Here is a 20,851-nt window from a genome sequence, read left to right as displayed (position 1 = left end):
GGCCGTCGGTGCGTGCTCCCGGAGAAGCTAGCGCGTGGTGATCACGTGCGTGCGGTGGTCGTACACGAAGGTCACGGGACCGCCCGCGTGCTGGAGCACGATGTTGCTGCCGTCACGGCCGCCGCCGGCACCGTAGTTCTCGGTCCAGCTGCGGTCGAGGGCCGCCTTGTACTCGTAGCTGCCGGCGGGCAGGTCCGCGACCTCGAGGACCCAGGTCCGCGAGGCGGCGTCGAAGGTCATCTGCGCCTGGTCGCACGCCGGGTCCCAGTCACCGCCGCAGCCCAGCTCGGAATCGAGGCTCCCGGCCACGGCCACGGTGCCCGGCTGCTCGATCACCGAGCCGGCCGTCACCGTCCTGATGTCGCTCACCGATGTCCCGAGCACGGCCCGGTACCGGACCTGGGTGCCTTCGGCGAGGTCGAGCGCCGCGAGATCGTCGACGGCGGTGTAGGTCGGCGACGAGTCGTCCGTGCCGATGGCCGTCCACGCCCCTCCGGCGATGCTGCGCTCGAGGGTCACGGCGTGCTCGGAGTCCTCCGGGCTCGCCGTGGCGGTGACCTCGACGTCACCCTGGACCTGCGTGCCCTCGGCGGGAAGGCCCATGGTCAGCCGCGGCTGCGGCACGGAGGCCGGTACCGCCGCGGACGTCCGCGTGTGGCGGGCGTTGTCGAGGACCACGGCGCGGTACTCGACGGCCGTTCCTGCGGGCAGGGCGCTCGTGTCGTGGTAGACGCTGAACGGTGCGTTGTCGTCCGTGCCGATGCTCGTCCACGGCGAGCCCGGGGTACGGGCCTCGAAGGTGACCTCGTAGAACGAGGAGCCCGCGACATCGGCGGCCACCCTCATGCGGCCGTTGTCCTCCGCGGCGGGTTTCGGCTGCTGCAGGCTGATCGCCGGCGCGGCCTTGGAGTGCGGGATCTTCCCCGACAGTTCGTAGACCACGGTGGACAGCGCGGGGACGGTGACGGTGAGGGTGCCGTCGGCTGCCGACTTCGCGCGCTTCGGGGCGTCACCGTGGACGAGGCCGAAGCTGCGCTTGCCGGCGTAGGTGGGGACGGCCGCGGTCTGCGGTTCGGTGCTGTTGTTCAGCGCCACCACGTACTCGCGCTGGTCCTTCGCATCGGTCCGTGAGAAGGCGTAGATGCCCTGGCCGTCCGCGGCGTACCGGTGCTGGTGGGCGCCGTTGCGCAGGGCGGGGTGCTCCGCGGTGACGTCGGCGAGTGTCCTGATGCCCTGGTACAGCGGGTGGGTGGTGTCGAACGTGTCCGTGGCGTGGGTCGCGTCGGTGCCCAGCAGGTCGTCGTCGAGGTACTCGGGGACCTGGCTCGCGAACAGCGTCTGCCGCGCGTCCTGGTCGCCGCCGGGACCCGTGAACCCCTGCTCGTCGCCGTAGTAGACCACCGGGTTGCCGCGCGAGAAGTACATCAGTTCGTGCGCGAGGGTGTCCCGTGCCACCAGTTCGTCGTCGGCCGCTCCGGGGTTGTCGGTCGCGATGAAGCCGCCGATCCGGCCCATGTCGTGGTTCCCCAGGAAGGTCGGCAGGCTGTAGGCGTTGGAATCCGCGTCCGTGTACCAGTCGTCGCCGGCGAAGAAGCGCTCGAGGTCCGTGGCCGGCGCGCCCTGCGAGGCGTAGCCGCGGGCGGCGGCCTGGAACGGGAAGTCGAGGACCGACTGCATGCGGTTGCGCGTGGTGAACTGCGAGGTGAAGGACTTCGTGGTGTCGAAGACCTCGCCGAACATGAAGAACTCGTCCTTGCCCTGCTCCTGCGCGTAGGAGAGCACCTCGGGGCCGAACTCCTGCCAGAACTCGTCGTCGACGTGCTTCATGGTGTCGATCCTGAAGCCGTCCACGCCGAAGTCGGCGATCCACGTCTTGTAGATGTCGATCATGCCGTCCACCACCACCGGGTGCTCGGTGGAGAGGTCGTCGAGGCCGAAGAAGTCCCCGTAGAAGGAGTCCTCCCCGGCGAAGGTCGCGTCGCCGCGGTTGTGGTAGAGCGTGGGATCGTTCAGCCACTCCGGGACCTTCAGGTCCCTGTCGGCCTCCGGCACCACCGGGACGTACGGGAAGGAGGTCTCGGCGTCGAGCTCGGGGAACGTGCCCGTGCCCGCGTAGTCGCGGTCGTCGAACGCGGTGCCTGCGGCGTCGCGGTAGGGCTCCTCGTCCTTGGAGATGTAGGGGGCGCGCTCCCCGGCGTCGTAGCCGATCACGTCCGCGGTGTGGTTGGTGATGATGTCGAAGTAGACCTTCATCCCCCGCGCGTGCGCGGCGTCGATGAGCGTCCTGAGGTCCTCGTTGGTGCCGAGGTGCGGGTCGATCTGCGTGAAGTCGGTGATCCAGTAGCCGTGGTAGCCGGCCGAGTTGTCCTCCGGCTGCACGGCACGGTTCTTGAAGCTCGGGGTGAGCCAGATGGAGGTGGTGCCCATGCCCTGGATGTAGTCGAGCTCCTGGAGCAGGCCCTCGAGGTCGCCGCCGTTGTAGTAGCCCTTCCGGGTGGGGTCGAAACCGGACACCGACGGATCGGGGCCGAGCCCGCCGTCGTCGTTGGCCGTGCTGCCGTTCTGGAAGCGGTCGGCCATGACGAAGTAGAAGTTCTCGTCCGTGACCGCGGAGCGCAGCGAGTGCTGGGCCGAGGCGGCGGAGGAGCCTCCGGGGTTCTTCGGGGCGGCGAGAGCGGGCGGTGCGGCGACGGAACCGGCCACAAGGGCGGTCAGCACGACGACGGTGGCGTGGCGTGGTTTCACGAGGTCTCCTTCGGGGGTCAGCCACCAGCGTGTCCGACGTCACACGGGGAGTCAATCCTCCGCGCGCAATTTACGCGAAAACTATTCCATCCGCGGTTAGGGTGGTAGTGGCCTCAGGCCACTACCGATCCGTCGAGCACCGTTGGGACCACCATGACCTTCCCCCGCCGCGCGGCCACCGCCGCCCTCACCCTGCTGGCCCTCACGGCCTGCGCCGGCACCTCCGCGACGGCGCCGGCCACCCCGGCCGACGCCTCGCCGTCGCCCGCCAGTTCCTCGGCCGCCGCCGTGGGCATCGAGGAGCCCGCCACCAACGAGCTGGTGGGGGAGGCGAGCGCCGACGGCGCACGGGCGTTCCTCTACTACTACTTCGACGTCAAGGCGTACGTCCTCCAGACCGGGGACGACGCCGCGCTGCTCGAGCACGTGGACGGGGCCGCGGGCGAGCAGGCGGAGGCGGAACGGCTGCATGCCGTCTACGAGGACGGCGGCTGGGTGCTGGGCGGACAGCCCAAGGTGGAGAACGTGTACCTCACCACGCCCGAGGAGGACGTCACGGAGGGCGCCGACGTCACCGCCCTGGTCCCCGTCAACCCTGACGCGTACACCGAGTTCGCGGACGACGGCTCGATTCTCACGCAGCGCCCGTTCTCCCCCGAGGGCACGGTCTACAGCGCGACCATCCGCTGCGCGGACGGCGCCTGGAAGGTCGTCTCCCTCGAGGAGACCCCTGACGCGGAGCTGCCCGAGTCCTAGCACGGGCTGTTCAGCGCAGCCGGGCGGCCTTCGTCTCCGGCGCGTTGAACGCCATGAACACGACGGCGAGGACCACGAGGCCGCCGATGAGCGCGAACGTCAGCGGCAGGCCGAGGACGGGCCACAGCAGGGTGCCGAAGATCAGCGGCACGAGGCCCGCGCCGATGCGGGAGATGGTCGACGCCCAGCCGAACCCGCTGCCCCGCAGTTCCGTGGGGTAGAGCTCGGAGACATAGGTGTACAGCACGGGGATCGCCACCTGCACCACGAAGCCGAAGGCCAGCAGCCAGGCCGTGGCGACGGCGGGCAGGTCGAGGGTCAGCGCGAAGACCACGAGGAGCGCGGCCGATCCCGGTCCGGTGATCGCCAGCAGCCATTTGCGGCCCACGCGTTCCACCAGCAGGGCCGCGGCGATCACGCCGAGGAAACCGACGCCGGTCATGAACGTGGTGGTGATGAAGGCGACGGACTGCGCGTAGCCGGAACTGATGAGGATGCGCGGCATCCACGTCAGAGCACCGTAGTAGACGAGCAGGATGGTCAGGAACAGGCTCCAGGCCGTCAGGGTGATGCGCCAGTCGTAGCGCCAGAGGCCCGTGAGCTGCCCGGAGATGCTGCCTAGCGAGAGCCGGGGCGTGTCCTCGGGCTCCGGTAGGCGCCACGGGCGCTGCTCGGCGCCGGTCCTCACCACGAGGTCGTCGATCACGGCCCGGGCCTCGTCGACCCTGCCGCGCTGCACGAGGTACAGCGGGGACTCGGGCACGCCGCGGCGCACCCAGAACACGAGGAGCGCCGGCAGCACCATGACCAGCATCGCGTGCCGCCAGTCGCCGGTCTGCGCCACGATCGCCGTCGTCACCACGCCGCAGAGGAACGCGCCGATCGGCCACCACGCGTCCATCGCCGTCAGGACCCGGCCGCGCTGGCGGCGCGGCGTGAACTCGCCGACGAGCGCGTAGTCCACGGGGATGCAGCCGCCGAGGCCGAAACCGGCCAGGAACCGGAACACGCAGAACCAGACGATGTCCGGGGAGAACGCCCCGAGCACCGTGAACAGGGCGAAGACGAGCAGGGTGAGGGTGAACGCCTTCTTGCGGCCGATGATGTCCGCGACGGATCCCCACGCGAAGGCGCCGACGGCCATGCCGATCAGGTTCGACGTCGCGATCCACGCGGCCTGGCCCGAGGTGAGCCCCCAGTCGCCGATCAGCAGCGGGATCAGGTAGGCGTTGAGGGTCACGTCCCAGGCGTCGAACATGAAGCCGAGGCCGCCGATGAGGAAGATCTTCCCCTGGACCTTCCAGCGCCACGGGAGGTCCTGTACCACCTGGTCGCCGGTGGGGAGTCGCGTATCGATGCTCATGGTGCCTTCGGGGAGGGTGCGGGTACTGCGAGAACTGTACGCCAGGGGCCGTCCCTGCCCGCTCGGCACCGTCCGTCATCCGGGGTGCCGCGGAAGGCGCCCCTATAGACTGGAGGGCGACCCAGCGAAGCGACCTACGGAGATCTGCGTGAGCCTGCCCCCCCTTGACCGTGTCCCCATCCGCCGAGCACTCATCTCGGTGTTCGACAAGACCGGCCTGGAGGAGCTGGCGCAGGGCCTGCACCGCGCGGGCGTCTCCATCGTCTCCACCGGCTCGACCGCGCAGCGCATCGCCGCCGCGGGCGTGCCCGTCACGGAGGTCTCCGAGGTGACCGGGTTCCAGGAGACCCTCGACGGCCGCGTGAAGACCCTCCACCCCAAGGTCCACGCCGGCATCCTCGCAGACCGCCGCCGCCAGGAGCACATCGACCAGCTCGCCGAGCTCGACATCGAGGCGTTCGACCTCGTGGTCGTGAACCTCTACCCCTTCGTGGAGACCGTGCGCTCGGGCGCGGAGCCCGACGCCGTCGTCGAGCAGATCGACATCGGCGGACCGGCGATGGTGCGGTCCGCGGCGAAGAACCACCCGTCGGTCGCCGTCGTCGTCGATCCCGCACGCTACGGCGACGTGGTCGCCGCCGCCGCGGAAGGCGGCTTCGACCTCCAGGCACGACGCCGGCTGGCCGCGCTCGCCTTCGCACACACCGCCGCGTACGACACCGCCGTCGCCTCCTGGACCGCGGAGCAGTTCGAGATCGACGACGAGGTCAGCTGGCCCGGCTACGCGGGCCTCGCCCTCGAGCGGTCCGAGGTGCTGCGCTACGGCGAGAACCCGCACCAGCAGGCCGCGCTGTACGTCGAGAAGGGTGCCACGCCGGGCATCGCGCAGGCGGACCAGCTGCACGGCAAGGCGATGAGCTACAACAACTTCGTCGACGCGGACGCGGCCCTGCGCGCGGCCTTCGACTTCGACGAGCCCGCCGTTGCGATCATCAAGCACGCCAATCCCTGCGGCGTCGCCGTCGGATCGGCCGAGGCGGAGGACCCGATCGCCGACGCCCATGCGAAGGCCCACGCCTGCGACCCGGTCTCCGCGTTCGGGGGCGTCATCGCCGCGAACCGCGAGGTCACCGCCGGCATGGCGAGGACCGTCAAGGAGATCTTCACGGAGGTCGTGATCGCCCCGGCGTTCTCCGCCGAGGCCGTCGAGATCCTCTCCCAGAAGAAGAACATCCGGCTGCTCACCCTGCCGGAGGGCTACGGGCGGCACCCGGTGGAGTTCCGCCAGGTCTCCGGCGGAGTGCTCATGCAGATCGCCGACACGCTCCACGCCGACGGCGACGACCCCGCGGGCTGGACCCTCGCCGCAGGTGACGCCGCCGACGACGCGACGCTCGCCGACCTCGCCTTCGTCTGGAAGGCGTGCCGCGCCGCGAAGTCGAACGCCATCCTGCTCGCCCACGAGGGCGCCTCCGTGGGCGTCGGCATGGGCCAGGTCAACCGCGTCGATTCGTGCAGGCTGGCCGTGGAACGCGCCAACACCCTCGGCGGCACCGAGCGCGCCCGCGGGTCGGTGGCGGCCTCGGACGCCTTCTTCCCGTTCGCCGACGGCCTCCAGATCCTGCTCGACGCCGGAGTCCGCGCGGTGGTGCAGCCGGGCGGGTCGGTGCGCGACCAGGAGGTCATCGACGCCGCGAACGCCGCCGGCGTCACGCTCTACCTGACCGGTGCGCGCCACTTCTTCCACTGACACCGCCTCGCATCCGCCGTTAGGCGGAGCCCGACGAAGCTCGGTAGGTTAGAGCCGATGGGCAACCCCCAACCACCCGCACAACACCTGAACACCAGGGAGACGCCAACCCATGGCCAAGATCATCTACACCCACACCGACGAAGCGCCGATGCTCGCCACCTACTCGTTCCTGCCGATCGTCGAGGCGTTCGCCTCCACGGCGGGCGTCGAGGTGGAGACCCGGGACATCTCGCTGTCGGGGCGCATCATCGCCCTCTTCGGTGACCGCCTCACCGAGGACCAGCGGATGGAGGATGCGCTCGCCGAGCTCGGCGCGCTGGCGAAGACGCCGGAAGCGAACATCATCAAGCTGCCGAACATCAGCGCGTCCGTCCCCCAGCTCAAGACGGTCATCGCCGAGCTCCAGGGCCAGGGCTACGCGCTGCCGGACTACCCCGACCACCCGTCGACGGACGAGGAGAAGGACGTCCGCGCCCGCTACGACAAGGTCAAGGGCAGCGCCGTGAACCCGGTCCTGCGCGAGGGCAACTCGGACCGGCGCGCCCCGGCGTCCGTCAAGAACTACGCCCGGCAGAACCCGCACAGCATGGGTGCCTGGACGCCGGAGTCCCGGACCAACGTGGCACACATGACGAGCGACGACTTCCGCTCCAACGAGAAGTCCGTGGTCATCCCGGCGGACGGCACCGTCTCGATCCGGCACGTCGCCGCCGACGGCACGGTCAGCGTGCTCAAGGACGCGTTCCCCGTGCTCGCCGGCGAGGTCGTGGACGGCACCGTGATGCGCGCCGCCGCCCTCAACGAGTTCCTGAAGGCGCAGGTCGCCCGGGCGAAGCAGGAGGGCGTGCTCTTCTCGGCGCACCTGAAGGCCACCATGATGAAGGTCTCCGACCCCATCATCTTCGGCCACGTGGTCCGCGCCTTCCTGCCCGAGCTCTTCGAGAAGTACGGCGCCCAGCTCACCGCCGCCGGCCTCAGCCCGAACAACGGCCTGGCCTCGATCCTCGGCGGCCTCGACAAGCTCCCTGAGGACGTCCGCGAGGGCGTCCAGCAGGCCGTCGCGCAGGGCATGGAGGACGGGCCCGCGATCGCCATGGTGGACTCGGACAAGGGCATCACCAACCTGCACGTGCCGAGCGACGTGATCGTGGACGCGTCCATGCCCGCCATGATCCGGAGCTCCGGCCACATGTGGGGGCTGGACGGCAAGGAAGCGGACACGCTCGCCGTCCTCCCGGACAGCAGCTACGCCGGCATCTACCAGGTGGTCCTCGACGACTGCCGCGCCCACGGCGCCTTCGACCCGACCACCATGGGCACCGTCCCGAACGTGGGCCTCATGGCGCAGGCCGCCGAGGAGTACGGCAGCCACGACAAGACCTTCGAGATCCAGGCCGCGGGCACGGTGCAGCTGGTCGACGGCGACGGCACGGTGCTGATCGAGCACGACGTCGAGCCCGGCGACATCTGGCGCGCCTGCCAGACCAAGGACGCCGCGATCCTCGACTGGGTGAAGCTCGCCGTGACGCGTGCGCGCGCCTCCGCGACGCCCGCCGTGTTCTGGCTCGACGAGGCCCGCGCCCACGATGCGAACCTCATCGCGAAGGTCAGGGAGTACCTGGCCGAGCACGGGACGGACGACGTCACGCTCGAGATCATGACGCCCGTCGACGCCACGGCGTTCACCCTCACGCGCATCCGCCGGGGCGAGGACACCATCTCCGTCACGGGCAACGTGCTCCGCGACTACCTGACGGACCTGTTCCCGATCCTCGAGCTGGGCACCAGCGCCAAGATGCTCTCCGTGGTCCCCCTCATGAACGGCGGCGGCCTCTTCGAGACCGGCGCCGGCGGATCGGCTCCCAAGCACGTGCAGCAGCTCGTGAAGGAGAACCACCTCCGCTGGGACAGCCTCGGCGAGTTCCTCGCCCTGGCCGTCAGCTTCGAACACCTGGCGACGACGACGGGGAACGCCCGCGCGCAGATCCTCGCCGACACGCTGGACCGGGCGACGGGCACCTTCCTGCTCGAGAACAAGTCGCCCAGCCGCCGCGTCGGCGAGATCGACAACCGCGGGAGTCACTACTTCCTCGCCCGCTACTGGGCCGAGGAGCTGGCCAGGCAGGAGCAGGACGCCGACCTCGCGGAGAGCTTCGCCCGGGTGGCCGAGGCGCTGACGGGCAACGAGGACACCATCGTGTCCGAGCTGCTCGCCGTCCAGGGCTCACCGGCGGACATCGGCGGGTACTACCACCCCGACGTCACGAAGGTGACCGAGGTGATGCGCCCGTCGGCGAAGCTGTCGGAGGTCCTGGCGATCCTCGCCCGGTAGGCACCGCCCTCGCACGGAAGCCGGTGTACCGCGGAGGCGGTCCACCGGCTTCTGCGTGTCCGGCTCGTGCGAGAACCGGTCAGGCCGCGTCGTTCGCGTAGCGGAGGCCGATCTGGGCGCGCACGCCGTCGAGCAGGCGCATCGTCCTCACGGTGTCGGTGATCGGCATCGTCGGGCTCTCCGTGAGGCCCTCCTGGATGCAGCGGGTCACCTCGCGCAGCTCGTACGTGTACCCGGCGCCGGCCTGCTCGAAATGCTCCACGCGGGCCTCGGCGTCGCCGGCCCTGATCGTCAGTTCCGTGGGGTTGTGCAGGTTCCCGCCGCCGGTCTTCAGCCAGCCCTTCGACCCGCACACGGTCGCCTGGCCGGGGCAGGAGGCGATGAACGACGACGACAGCTGGGCGTAGGCGCCGCTCCCGTAACCCAGGGTCACCGCGTTCTGCAGGTCGACGCCGTCGCTGTTCAGCGTTCCGACGGCGGACACCGAATCGGGGAAGCCGAGTGACCCCAGAGCCCAGGTGAGCGGGTAGACCGTGAGGTCCAGGAGTGCGCCGCCGCCGGCCGCCGGGTCCCAGAGCCTGCTGGCCGGGTCCTCCGGGGCGGTGAAGCCCAGGTCGGCCTGCACCCACCGGATCTCGCCCAGCTCCCCGGAGTGGATGATCTCCCAGGCGCGGTTCACGCTGGGCAGGAAACGTGTCCAGACCGCCTCCATGAGGAACAGCCCGCCCTCGGCGGCGAGGGCGGCGAGTTCCTCCGCCTCGGCGGCGTTGATGGTGAACGGCTTCTCGCACAGGACGTGCTTGCCCGCCGCGAGGGCGGCCCTGGCGACGTCGTAGTGCTGGCCGTGCGGTGTGGTGATGTAGACGACGTCGACCTCGGGGTCGTCCACGAGCCGCTGGTAGCCGGCCACGCCGCCGTCGTTGCCGTAGCTGGTGGCGAAGCCGAAGCGGTCGGCGAAGGCGGCGGCGCTGTCCGCGCTGCGGGAGCTGACCGCATGGAGCACGGCGTCCTCGAGCAGGGCGATGTCCTGCGTGACCGTGGAGGCGATACCGCCGGTGGCGATCACGCCCCACTTCAGGGGCCGACCGGTGGCGACGAGCGGGCTGGGGGCTCCTGCTTCCGCGCAGGGGGGAACATCGATGCGGTGCTGTGGGTTCATGGACCCATCCTTGCCGCTGGCCGGGGCTGCGTCCATCATCGCGCCGGAACGACGAAGCGCCCCGGCCGGAGCCGGGGCGCAACAGGTCCTGCTGCCGGAGGGGTCCGGCGGGTGCTACTGCTGGGTGAGGGGAGCCAGCGTCTCGTCGTTGGCGTACGCCTCGGCGGCGTTCTCCTTGGTGACGATCTGCGGTTCGAGGAGGTAGGCGGGAACCGTCTTCACGCCGTTGTCGTAGGAGTCGGGATCGTTGATCTCGAGCTCGTTGCCGGCCTGGAGGTCGTTGACCATCACGATGGCGTGTTCCACGAGGGCGCGGGTGTCCTTGTTGATCGTGGAGTACTGCTCGCCCGCCATGATCGACTTCACGGATTCCACCTCGGAGTCCTGGCCGGTGACCACCGGGATGGGCTTGCCGGCACCCTTGACCGAGGTCAGGATCGCACGGGCGAGTGTGTCGTTGGGGGACAGGACGCCGTCGAGCTCTTCCGAGCTGTAGCTGCCGGAGAGCAGGGTGTCCATGCGCTTCTGAGCGTTCTCCGCCTTCCAGCCCTGGGTGACGACCTGGTCGAAGGTCTCCTGGCCGGACACGACGACGAGGTTGCCGTTGTCGATCTCGGGCTGGAGGACACTCATGGCGCCGTCGAAGAAGACCTTCGCGTTGGCGTCGTCCGGCGAACCGGCGAACAGTTCGATGTTGTACGGGCCCTCGGGCTTCGCGGCCTTCATACCGTCCAGCAGGGCCTGGCCCTGGAGCTCGCCGACCTGGAAGTTGTCGTAGGCCACGTAGTAGTCCACGTTCTCCGTGTTGGTCAGGAGGCGGTCGTAGGCGATGATCGTGATGCCGGCGTCCTTGGCCTGCTGGAGCTGGGTGCCGAGCTGCGCGCCGTCGATGGCGCCGACGACCAGGACCTTCACACCGTTGGTGATCATGGAGCTGATCTGGTTCTGCTGCTCCGAGACGCCGCCGTTGGCGAACTGCACGTCGGGATCGTAGCCGGCCTCGGTCAGGCCCTCGTTGAAGAGTTCCTCGGCGAGGACCCAGTTCTCCGAGGTCTTCTGCGGGAGCGCGACCCCGATGGCCGATCCTGCCTCGAACCCTGCTGCGGCGGTCTCGCCGTCGGCGGAGGGTGCCGCTTCTTCGCGGCCGCACCCGGTCAGCGTCAGCGCTGATATGGCAGCGATCGCTGCGAGGGATTTTGCGAAAGTACGCATTCTCATTCTCTTTCTCTTGCTCTGGTGGACGGGGAAAGCTTCGGTGTCGGGAACCGGGGGAGCCGGGTCCTAGACGTCGTGGGAGATGACCTGCTTGGTTCCGACGGCCTGCTCGGTCGGGGAGGGGGTCGGAACCTCGGTGTCGACCTTCTTGCCACCGTCGCCTCCGCCGAACCGCCGGGTGATCAGGCCGATGATGGACGGCTTGCCCTGGCTCTTGCTGTAGACGTCGAAGGCGACGGCGATGAGCAGGACCAGGCCCTTGATGATCTGGGTGTCGTCGGCGCCGGCTCCGAGGAGCTGCAGCCCGTTGTTCAGGACGGCCATGACGAGGCCTCCGATGATGGATCCGACCACGGTCCCGACGCCGCCCGTGACGGCTGCGCCGCCGATGAACACGGCAGCGATCGCGTCGAGCTCCCAGCCGACGCCGTCCGACGGGCCGGAGGCGGTGGAGCGTCCGACGAAGATCATGCCCGCGAGGGCCGCGAGGATGGACATGTTCATCATGACCATGAAGTTCACGCGCTTGCCCTGCACGCCGGACAGCTCGGCCGCATGGCGGTTGCCGCCGACGGCGTACACGTGGCGGCCGGCGATCGTCTTGTTGGAGATGAACGCGTAGATGATGACGAGGACGCCGAGGATCAGGCCGGGGACCGGGAAGGACGTACCCGGGCGTCCGGTCGCGAAGAGGTAGGTCGCGTAGAGGATGACCGCGGAGAGCAGGGCCACCTTGGTGATGGGGACCCACATGGGGGGCACCTCGGCGTTGATCTTCTCCAGTTTCCGGCGGCCCCGGAACTCGTTGTAGATCACGAAGGCCACGAGGCCGAGGCCCATCAGCACGGTCAGGTTGTTGTAGCCGATGTTCGGGCCGACCTCGGGCAGGTATCCCGCGCCGAGCTCACGGAAGCCCTCGGGGACCGGGACGGTGAGGGAGTTGCCCACGGACTGGTTGGCGCCGCGGAAGATGAGCATCCCGGACAGGGTGACGATGAACGCGGGGATGCCGACGTAGGCCACCCAGAAGCCCTGCCACATCCCGATGAGTGCGCCGAGCGCCAGGCCGAGCACCACACCGAGGTACCAGGGGATGCCCCAGTCGCGCATCGCGATCGCGACGACGATGCCGACGAACGCGGCGACGGAGCCGACGGAGAGGTCGATGTGCCCGGCGATGATGACCAGCACCATCCCGATCGCGAGGATGAGGATGTACGAGTTGCCGTTGAACAGGTTCATCATGTTGACGGACGTGAGCATCTTGCCGCCCGTGCGCCACTGGAAGAACAGGACGAGCGCGACCAGGGCGAAGATCATCCCGAACTGGCGGGTGTTCCCGCCGAAGATTTGTTTGAGGGAATTCATGGTGTCTTTCCTTGGGTCAACGGGTCAGGCAGATTTCCTGCTGGCGGTCATGAGTTTCATCAGGGATTCCTGGTTGGCGTTCTCGCGGTCCACTTCCCCGGTGATGGCGCCCTCGAAGATCGTGTAGATCCGGTCCGAGAGGCCGAGCAGTTCGGGCAGTTCGGAGGAGATGACGATGACGCCCTTCCCCTGGTCCGCGAGTTTCTGGATGATGCCATAGATCTCGTACTTGGCGCCCACGTCGATGCCGCGGGTGGGCTCGTCGAGGATCAGCAGTTCGGGATCGGTGAACATCCACTTGGCGAGGACCACCTTCTGCTGGTTGCCTCCCGAGAGCTTCGCGACGCCCTCGTTGACGCTCGGCGTCTTGGTGCGCAGCGACTTCCGGTACTCCTCGGCGATCCTGAACTCCTCGTCCCTGTCCACGACGAGCCCGCGCGTGATCTTCTTCAGGTTCGCGGACACGGTGGTGGTCTTGATGTCGTCCAGCAGGTTGAGGCCGAGCGACTTGCGGTCCTCGGTGACGTAGGCGAGGCCGGCGTCGATCGCCTGCGGCACCGTGCGGAGCGTGATCTCCTTGCCGTCCATGACGATCTGGCCCGATTTGAAGGTGCCGTACGAGCGGCCGAAGACCGAGCGCGCGAGTTCGGTGCGCCCGGCGCCCATCAGCCCCGCGAACCCGACGATCTCGCCGCGCCGCACCTTGAAGCTCGAGTTCTTGCACACCAGGCGGTCGGGCACGGTGGGGTGGCCGACCGTCCAGTTGCGGACCTCGAAGAAGGTCTCACCGATCGTCGGGGTGTGGTCGGGGAAGCGGGATTCGAGCGAGCGGCCCACCATCCCGCGGATGATGCGGTCCTCGTCCACGCCGTCCTCCTTGACGTGCAGCGTCTCGATGGACTTGCCGTCGCGGATGATCGTGATCGAGTCGGCGATCTGCTCGATCTCGTTGAGTTTGTGGGAGATCATGATGCAGCTGATGCCCTTGGACCGCAGGCCGGCCATCAGGTCCAGGAGGTGCTGCGAGTCGGACTCGTTCAGGGCGGCGGTGGGCTCGTCGAGGATGAGCAGCTTCACCGACTTGCTGAGCGCCTTGGCGATCTCGACGAGCTGCTGCTTGCCGACGCCGATGTCCTTGATCTTGGTGGTGGGGTCCTCGCTCAGGCCCACACGGGCCATGAGCTCCAGCGTGCTCCGGTTGACGTGGTCCCAGTCGATGACACCGAAGCGGGTGGGCTCGTTGCCCAGGAAGATGTTCTCCGCGATCGAGAGCTCCGGGATCAGCGCGAGTTCCTGGTGGATGATGACGATCCCCGCGGCCTCGCTGGAGCGGATGTCCTTGAACCGGACCTCTTCGCCCTGGAAGATGATGTCGCCCGAGTAGTCGCCATACGGGTAGAGCCCCGAGAGGACCTTCATGAGGGTCGACTTCCCGGCGCCGTTCTCACCGCAGATCGCGTGGATCTCGCCTGCGCGCACCTCGATCGAGACGTCCGCGAGGGCCTTGACGCCGGGGAACTCCTTCGTGATGGAGCGCATCTCGAGGATGATGTGGTTCTTCATGGATTCTCCCGCAGTGACGGCGTTGTCTTGGTGCAGGTCCGATCACGACCCGAAAAGAATTGAACATGCCCCGGCCCTTGCAGTCAACTGTTGAACGCATGCCCCCGGGAAAACAGAGGAAATCTTTAGGTTGAACCCACGAGTGCGGGGGAGAGCCCCGACTGGGCGAGGACGACGGCGGCGCCTCCGAGCGCCTCGGCGCGGTCACCGAGCGAGGACATGCAGACGGCGGTCGTCTCACCGATGATGGGCACTGCGTGGCGGGACAGCCCGCGCCGGATCGGCCCGAGGAGGATCTCGCCGAGGTCGGTGAGCGGGCCGCCGACGACGATGGTCTCGGGGTTGATCAGGTTGGCCATGTGGGCGAGCGCCCGGCCGATGGCGACGCCGGCGTCGTCGATCACGCGCAGCGTCGCGGTGTCACCGGTGAGCGCGCGGTCGATGATGCGCCGGGTGTCCACGGGTTCGCTGCCCCCGCGGCTGAGCAGTTCGATCATGGTGGAGGTCGAGGCGACGGTCTCGAGGCAGCCGCGGTTGCCGCACCGGCAGATCAGGCCGTGTTCGTTGATGGTGGTGTGTCCCAGTTCCCCGGTGATCCCGACGTTGCCGTAGAACAGCGCTCCGTTGAGGACGAGTCCGGAGCCGATGCCGGACCCCACCTTGATGAACATCAGGTTGTCCACCGCACTGTGCGGCCCCCAGGTCACCTGCGCCAGGGCCCCCAGATTGGCGTCGTTGTCGATGAGGACGGGCACGCCGAGCCGTTCGCTGAACGTCTCGTGGATGTTGATGCCCACCCATTCGGGCAGGATGGCCCCCTGCACCACGGTCCCGCTGCGACGGTCGATGGGGCCCGGGATGCCGATCCCGGCGCCGAGGAGCGCGCCCCGGGAGATGCCGCCGTCCTCGAGCAGGGTGTCCAGGAGGCCCGCCGCGGCGGCCAGTCCGTCCTGGGCGCTGTGGCCGAGCGGGAGGGGGACGGAGGCCTCCTGCAGGACCCGGTAGTTGGGGCTCGCGAGGACGACGCGGAGGTGGCGGCGTCCGATGTCGATGCCCGCCGCGACCTGCCCGTTGTCGTTGAGGACCACGGACAGGGCCCGGCGCCCCGAGCTGGTGGTGGGCACGGTGCTGACGATCCCGGTCACGGCCATGGACTTCACGATGTTGGAGACCGTCGCCGTCGAGAGCCCGGTCTGCCGGGCGAGTTCCGCCTGGGTCCGGGGCCCGCCGCTCATGAGGGCCGCGATCACGCGATGCTGGTTCCGCTCGCGCAGGGCGGACTGGGATCCCGGTTTCGGAGGCGGGCCGCTCGGGCTCGACCTCGCCGTCGAGGGGGATTCTGCGGGCATGGGATCAAGGCTGCCGCACCCCGTGCCTGTCGTCAAGAAGTGAACGCTTCGCGGTGCTCCTGGGCGAGAGCCTTGTAGCGGTCCGCGTTGGCCTGCACGGCCCTTACCTCGTCGTCGTCGAGCTGCCTCCGCACCTTCGCCGGGACGCCGGCCACGAGCGACCGCGGCGGGACGACCGTTCCCTCGAGCACGACGGCGCCGGCGGCGACCAGCGACCCGGCGCCGATGACGGCACCGTTCATGACCGTGGCGCTCATCCCGATGAGGCAGTCGTCCCCGATCGTGCACCCGTGCACCACGGCGCTGTGCCCCACGCTGACGCGGTCCCCGATCGTGGCAGGGAAGCCCGGGTCGGCGTGGACCACCACGTTGTCCTGGAGGTTGCTCCCGTCCCCGATCGAGATCGGGGCGGTGTCGGCGCGGACGCTGGCACCGTAGAAGACGCTGGCGAACTCGCCGAGGGTCACCTCCCCGATGAGGGATGCGGTCGGCGCCGTGAAGGCCGAATCGCTGATGACGGGGGTCCTGCCGCGGAAGGGGATGAGATGTGCCATGGCGCCAGCCTAGGCGACACCCTCCCGGCGCGGCTGCTGCGTCAGTTGAAGACGATCGTGCGGCGGCCGTCGAGGAGGACGCGGTGCTCCGCATGCCACTGGACGGCCTGCACCAGCGCGCGTCCCTCCAGCTCCCGGCCGATCGACGTCAGCTGTTCGGCCGTGCGCGCATGATCCACGCGGATGACCTCCTGCTCGATGATCGGCCCCTCGTCGAGGGCCCCGGTGACGTAGTGGGCGGTCGCGCCGATCAGCTTCACCCCGCGCGCATGGGCCTGGTGGTAGGGGCGGGCACCCTTGAAGGACGGCAGGAACGAGTGGTGGATGTTGATGGCCCGGCCGAGCAGGTCCTCGCAGAGCCGGTCGCTGAGGATCTGCATGTACCGCGCGAGGACCACGAGTTCGATCCCGTGCTCGTCCATCAGCGCGCGCAGCCTGTCCTCGGCGTCGTCCTTGGTCCCGGGCGTCACCGGGATGTGGTGGAACTCGACGCCGTAGAACGCGGCGAGGCCCTCGAGGTCGCGGTGGTTGGACACGATCACGGGGATGTCGATGGCGAGCGTGCCGGAGCGGTGCTGGAAGAGGAGGTCGTTGAGGCAGTGCGCGGCCTTGGACACCATGATGAGCGTCCGCGTGCGGCGTGCGGCCGGGGTCAGCGACCAGTCCATCCCGAACTCCCCGGCCACGGGCCCGAGCGCCGCGCGGAGGTCCTCCTCCGGGGCGACGGTGTCGAGTGCCACGCGCATGAAGAAGGTGCCCGTGTCAGGGCTCCCGTACTGCTGCGACTCGGTGATGTTGGCGCCCACGCCGACCAGGGCGCCCGAGACGCCGTGGACGATCCCGGGCCGGTCGGGGCAGGACAGCGTCAGGGAGAAGGAGCTGGGAGCAGCGGGGGAGGTCACCTACGCCAGATTACCGGCGGCCGCCGATTGTGACGCGATCCCGCGCAGCCGGGCTGCGGCGGCCGCCGCAGCCGCCCGCCCTGCCCGTGACGCGCCGAGCGTCGACGCCGAGGCACCGTAGCCGACGAGCAGGAGCCGCGGTTCCTTCAGCACATGCACACCGTCCATGACGATGCCGCCGCCGGGCTCCCGGAGGCGCAGCGGTGCGAGGTGGTCCAGGGCGGCACGGAAGCCGGTGGCCCACAGTACGGCGTCGACGGGTTCCTCGGTGCCGTCCGTGAACACCGCCGACCGCTCGCGCAGTCCGGCCAGCGGGCCGCGCGACACGAGGATCCCGGCGTCGATGCCCGCCCGGTACTCGGCCGTGAGCGGCAGGCCCGTCGCCGACACCACGCTGGCCGGTGGGAGGCCAGCACCCGTCCGCGTATCGACCGCGGCCTCGACCTCGCGGCCCCATTCGGCGTCGAACGGCCGGCGGGTGAACGACGGCGGCCGGCGGGTCGACCAGAGGGGCGTGGCCCCGGCGGCGTGGAGCTGGAGGACGAACTGGACGGCGGAGGTCCCGCCGCCCACCACGAGGACGCGCCGGCCCGTGAACTCGCCGGCCGAGCGGTAGTCGTGCGTGTGCAGTTGGCGTCCCTCGAAGACGTCCCGGCCGGGGTAGTGGGGCCAGTAGGGGCGGTCCCAGGTGCCGGTGGCGCTGATGACGACGTCGGCCAGCCAGGTGCCGTCCGGGGTGGACACGCGGAGGGGGCCGCCGTCGTCGTCGGCCTCCACGCGGAGTACCCGGACCGGCCGGAGCACGGGCAGGGCGAAGGTCCGCTCGTAGTCGCCGTAGTACCGGGTGACCACCCGGGAGGCGGGCTCCTCCGGGTCCGGCGTCCCGAGGCGCAGGCCCGGGAGGTCGTGCAGGGCGTGGGCGGCGTCGAAGGTGAGGGCGGGCCAGCGGTGCAGCCACGCGCCGCCGGGAGCGGGGTTGGCGTCGAGGACCACGACGTCCCGGTGCGGGGTGAGCCCCCGGCGTGCCAGGTGGTAGGCGCTGCTGAGGCCCGCCTGGCCGGCACCGATCACGACGACCCGGACGCGTCGGAGGGGTGCATCCACTTCCCGTGCCTGACCGTGCATGGCGACGACCTTCCCGTTGCGGCGTCGGCCACCGCCGAGCTGATGTTCCCCTGATGCGGAACCTGTCCCGCCGTCCCCGTATTCCGGCTAGCATGGGAGCGTCGCGACTGGCGTAGGGTGGGCAACCACCAGGAAGCGGCGGGAGGCCGGGATCCCCTGCGGGGCGCCCGCGCTTCCAGTGCAGACCACGGATCGCACGCCTGGGCCGCGGGTCACGTTTCATGAGCGGCCGGGGCGCGGACTGCGGTCCCGACCCCCGCCCGCGATTCACGCTGACCCCTTGCGAGACCCAGAGAAGGATCGACCGATGACCACTTCGCCCATGGCTCCCTCCCACGCCGACTCCGTCACCAACGCCCCCCTGTCCGAGGTGGATCCGGAGATCGCCGCCGTCCTCCGGGACGAGCTCGCACGGCAGCGGGACACCCTCGAGATGATCGCCTCGGAGAACTTCGCACCGCGCGCCGTCCTCGAGGCCCAGGGCAGCGTGCTCACCAACAAGTACGCGGAGGGCTACCCCGGGCGCCGCTACTACGGCGGCTGCGAGCACGTCGACGTCGCCGAGAACCTGGCGATCGAGCGGGTCAAGGCGCTGTTCGGCGCCGAGTTCGCGAACGTCCAGCCGCACTCCGGTGCGCAGGCCAACGCGGCGGCGCTCTCGGCCATGATCAAGCCCGGCGACAGGATCATGGGGCTCTCCCTCGCGCACGGCGGCCACCTCACGCACGGCATGAAGCTGAACTTCTCGGGCAAGCTGTACGAGGTCGCGGCCTACGGCGTCGAGGAGGACACCCACCGCCTGGACATGGAGCGCGTGCGCGAGCAGGCGCTCGCCGCGAAGCCCCAGGTCATCATCGCCGGCTGGTCGGCCTACCCCCGCCAGCTCGACTTCGCGGCGTTCCGCGCGATCGCCGACGAGGTCGGCGCGCTGCTGTGGACCGACATGGCGCACTTCGCGGGCCTCGTCGCCGCCGGCGTCCACCCCAGCCCCGTGCCGTACTCCGACGTCGTCACCTCCACGGTCCACAAGACCCTCGCGGGTCCCCGCTCCGGCGTGATCCTCGCCAAGCAGGAATGGGCCAAGAAGATCAACTCGAACGTCTTCCCCGGCCAGCAGGGCGGCCCGCTCATGCACGTCATCGCGGGCAAGGCCACGGCTTTCAGGATCGCCGGGTCGGCCGAGTTCAGGGAGCGCCAGGAGCGCGTCCTCGAGGGTGCGCGCATCATCGCCGAGCGCCTCACGGCGTCGGACGTCACCGAGCACGGCGTCTCGGTGCTCACGGGTGGCACGGACGTCCACCTCGTCCTCGTGGACCTGCGGCACTCCTCGCTCGACGGCCAGCAGGCCGAGGACGTGCTGCATTCGGTCGGGATCACCGTCAACCGCAACGCGGTGCCGTTCGATCCCCGTCCGCCGATGGTCACCTCGGGCCTCCGGATCGGTACCCCCGCGCTCGCGACCCGCGGTTTCGGGGCCGTCGAGTTCACCGAGGTGGGCGAGATCATCGCCGCGGCCCTCAAGCCCTCACCCGACGTCCAGGCGCTCCGCGCCCGCGTGTCCGCGCTCGCCGCCGACTTCCCGCTGTACCCGGGCCAGGAGGAGTGGTAGCCGCGGTCCCGCCCGGCGCCCTCACCTCCGAGGCCGCCGCGTCGACCGGCTACGACATCCCCGCAGGGGAATGCTGCTTCACCGGCTGCTGCGACCGCGGCAAGGCATTCCTGCTCGAGCAACTGGACACCCCGAGAAGGACGATCCGCATGACGACGACAGCACGCATCCTCGACGGCAAGGCGACCGCAGCCCGGATCAAGGAGGAACTCGCCGAGCGTGTGGCAGTCCTCCGCGAGCGCGGTGTGACACCGGGCCTCGGCACGGTGCTCGTGGGGGACGACCCCGGCAGCCACTCCTACGTGGCGGGCAAGCACCGCGACTGCGCGCAGGTGGGCATCACCTCGATACGCCGCGACCTCCCGGCCACCGTCACGCAGGAGGAACTCGAGGCGGTCCTCGACGAGCTGAACGACGACGACGCCACCACCGGCTACATCGTGCAGCTCCCGCTGCCCGCGCACCTCGACACCAATGCGATCCTCGAGCGCATCGACCCGGCGAAGGACGCCGACGGCCTGCACCCGATGAACCTCGGCAGGCTCGTCCTCAACGTCAACGCCGCGATGGACTCGCCCCTGCCGTGCACCCCGCACGGGATCGTCGAGCTCCTCCTCCGGCACGGCGTCGCCCTCGAGGGACTGAACGTGCTGGTCGTGGGACGCGGCGTCACCGTGGGGCGGCCGCTCGGGCTGCTCCTGACGCGCAAGCAGATCAATGCGACCGTCACCCTGGCCCACACCGGGACCGTCGACCTCGCCGACCATCTCGGCCGCGCCGACGTGGTCGTGGCGGCCGCCGGCATCCCGCACATGATCACGGCGGACCAGCTCAAGCCCGGCGCGATCGTCCTCGACGTGGGCGTGAGCCGCGTCGAGGACCCGGAGACCGGGAAGGCGAAGCTCACGGGCGACGTCGACCCCGCCGCGGCGTCCGTGGCCGGCTGGCTGTCGCCGAACCCCGGGGGAGTGGGGCCCATGACCCGGGCGATGCTGCTCACGAACGTCGTCGAGGCCGCCGAGCGCAGGGCCGCTTAGGCCTAGACACGCGAGGCTTCC

Annotated in this window: 15 protein-coding genes; 5 read left to right on the top strand and 10 right to left on the bottom strand. The window is 69.7% G+C overall.

The window, feature by feature from the left end; genetic code table 11:
- Positions 1-27: 27 nt before the first annotated feature.
- The gene (locus RY94_RS08550) at positions 28-2,745 is read right to left on the bottom strand and encodes an alpha-amylase family glycosyl hydrolase (RefSeq protein WP_231554471.1); all 2,718 of its coding nucleotides are present in this window, start codon (positions 2,743-2,745) and stop codon (positions 28-30) included.
- Between the two features lie 153 nt (positions 2,746-2,898).
- Between RY94_RS08550 and RY94_RS08545 the strand changes: the two genes are divergently transcribed.
- Complete coding sequence (locus RY94_RS08545; RefSeq protein WP_043444153.1) at positions 2,899-3,501, top strand: DUF6318 family protein; 603 nt, start codon at positions 2,899-2,901, stop codon at positions 3,499-3,501.
- 10 nt (positions 3,502-3,511) lie between these two features.
- Here RY94_RS08545 and RY94_RS08540 read toward each other — a convergent pair whose 3' ends face one another.
- Positions 3,512-4,864 (bottom strand): MFS transporter, encoded by a 1,353-nt coding sequence (locus RY94_RS08540; RefSeq protein WP_043444151.1) that lies wholly within the window; start codon positions 4,862-4,864, stop codon positions 3,512-3,514.
- Between the two features lie 148 nt (positions 4,865-5,012).
- Between RY94_RS08540 and purH the strand changes: the two genes are divergently transcribed.
- Positions 5,013-6,614, top strand: coding sequence for a bifunctional phosphoribosylaminoimidazolecarboxamide formyltransferase/IMP cyclohydrolase (gene purH, locus RY94_RS08535; protein ID WP_043444149.1), 1,602 nt, complete (start codon positions 5,013-5,015; stop codon positions 6,612-6,614).
- 112 nt (positions 6,615-6,726) lie between these two features.
- On the top strand, positions 6,727-8,949 hold the full coding sequence (locus RY94_RS08530; RefSeq protein ID WP_043444146.1) for an NADP-dependent isocitrate dehydrogenase: 2,223 nt from the start codon (positions 6,727-6,729) through the stop codon (positions 8,947-8,949).
- A gap of 79 nt (positions 8,950-9,028) precedes the next feature.
- Here the strand turns inward: RY94_RS08530 and RY94_RS08525 are convergent, their stop codons facing one another.
- The 8 genes from RY94_RS08525 to RY94_RS08490 all read right to left on the bottom strand — a co-directional run bounded on the left by RY94_RS08525 (position 9,029) and on the right by RY94_RS08490 (position 18,184).
- A complete protein-coding gene (locus tag RY94_RS08525; RefSeq protein WP_043444145.1) occupies positions 9,029-10,108 on the bottom strand; it encodes a Gfo/Idh/MocA family protein in 1,080 nt (359 codons plus the stop codon).
- Between the two features lie 114 nt (positions 10,109-10,222).
- Positions 10,223-11,320, bottom strand: a complete 1,098-nt coding sequence (locus tag RY94_RS08520) for a substrate-binding domain-containing protein (protein WP_442853443.1) — start codon at positions 11,318-11,320, stop codon at positions 10,223-10,225.
- A 69-nt stretch (positions 11,321-11,389) separates the two neighbouring features.
- Positions 11,390-12,691, bottom strand: a complete 1,302-nt coding sequence (gene mmsB / locus RY94_RS08515; protein ID WP_043444140.1) for a multiple monosaccharide ABC transporter permease — start codon at positions 12,689-12,691, stop codon at positions 11,390-11,392.
- A gap of 24 nt (positions 12,692-12,715) precedes the next feature.
- The gene (gene mmsA / locus RY94_RS08510; RefSeq protein ID WP_043444138.1) at positions 12,716-14,254 is read right to left on the bottom strand and encodes a multiple monosaccharide ABC transporter ATP-binding protein; all 1,539 of its coding nucleotides are present in this window, start codon (positions 14,252-14,254) and stop codon (positions 12,716-12,718) included.
- A 125-nt stretch (positions 14,255-14,379) separates the two neighbouring features.
- Positions 14,380-15,603: an ROK family transcriptional regulator gene (locus RY94_RS08505; RefSeq protein WP_043444136.1), complete on the bottom strand. Its 1,224-nt coding sequence runs from the start codon at positions 15,601-15,603 to the stop codon at positions 14,380-14,382.
- Positions 15,604-15,635: 32 nt separating this feature from the next.
- Positions 15,636-16,157 (bottom strand): gamma carbonic anhydrase family protein, encoded by a 522-nt coding sequence (locus tag RY94_RS08500; RefSeq protein ID WP_043444134.1) that lies wholly within the window; start codon positions 16,155-16,157, stop codon positions 15,636-15,638.
- Positions 16,158-16,198: 41 nt separating this feature from the next.
- Complete coding sequence (gene purU, locus RY94_RS08495; RefSeq protein WP_043444132.1) at positions 16,199-17,059, bottom strand: formyltetrahydrofolate deformylase; 861 nt, start codon at positions 17,057-17,059, stop codon at positions 16,199-16,201.
- Positions 17,060-18,184, bottom strand: a complete 1,125-nt coding sequence (locus RY94_RS08490) for an FAD-dependent oxidoreductase (protein ID WP_052274154.1) — start codon at positions 18,182-18,184, stop codon at positions 17,060-17,062.
- Positions 18,185-18,491: 307 nt separating this feature from the next.
- Between RY94_RS08490 and glyA the strand changes: the two genes are divergently transcribed.
- On the top strand, positions 18,492-19,793 hold the full coding sequence (gene glyA, locus RY94_RS08485; protein WP_043444129.1) for a serine hydroxymethyltransferase: 1,302 nt from the start codon (positions 18,492-18,494) through the stop codon (positions 19,791-19,793).
- Between the two features lie 149 nt (positions 19,794-19,942).
- Positions 19,943-20,830, top strand: coding sequence for a bifunctional methylenetetrahydrofolate dehydrogenase/methenyltetrahydrofolate cyclohydrolase (locus RY94_RS08480; RefSeq protein WP_043444613.1), 888 nt, complete (start codon positions 19,943-19,945; stop codon positions 20,828-20,830).
- Positions 20,831-20,851 lie beyond the last annotated feature (21 nt).

It is taken from the genome of Arthrobacter sp. L77 (genome assembly GCF_000816565.1).
Taxonomy (GTDB): domain Bacteria; phylum Actinomycetota; class Actinomycetes; order Actinomycetales; family Micrococcaceae; genus Arthrobacter_D; species Arthrobacter_D antioxidans.
Note: the sequence above shows the minus strand (reverse complement) of the source record. Positions and strands in the feature narration are given on the sequence as shown.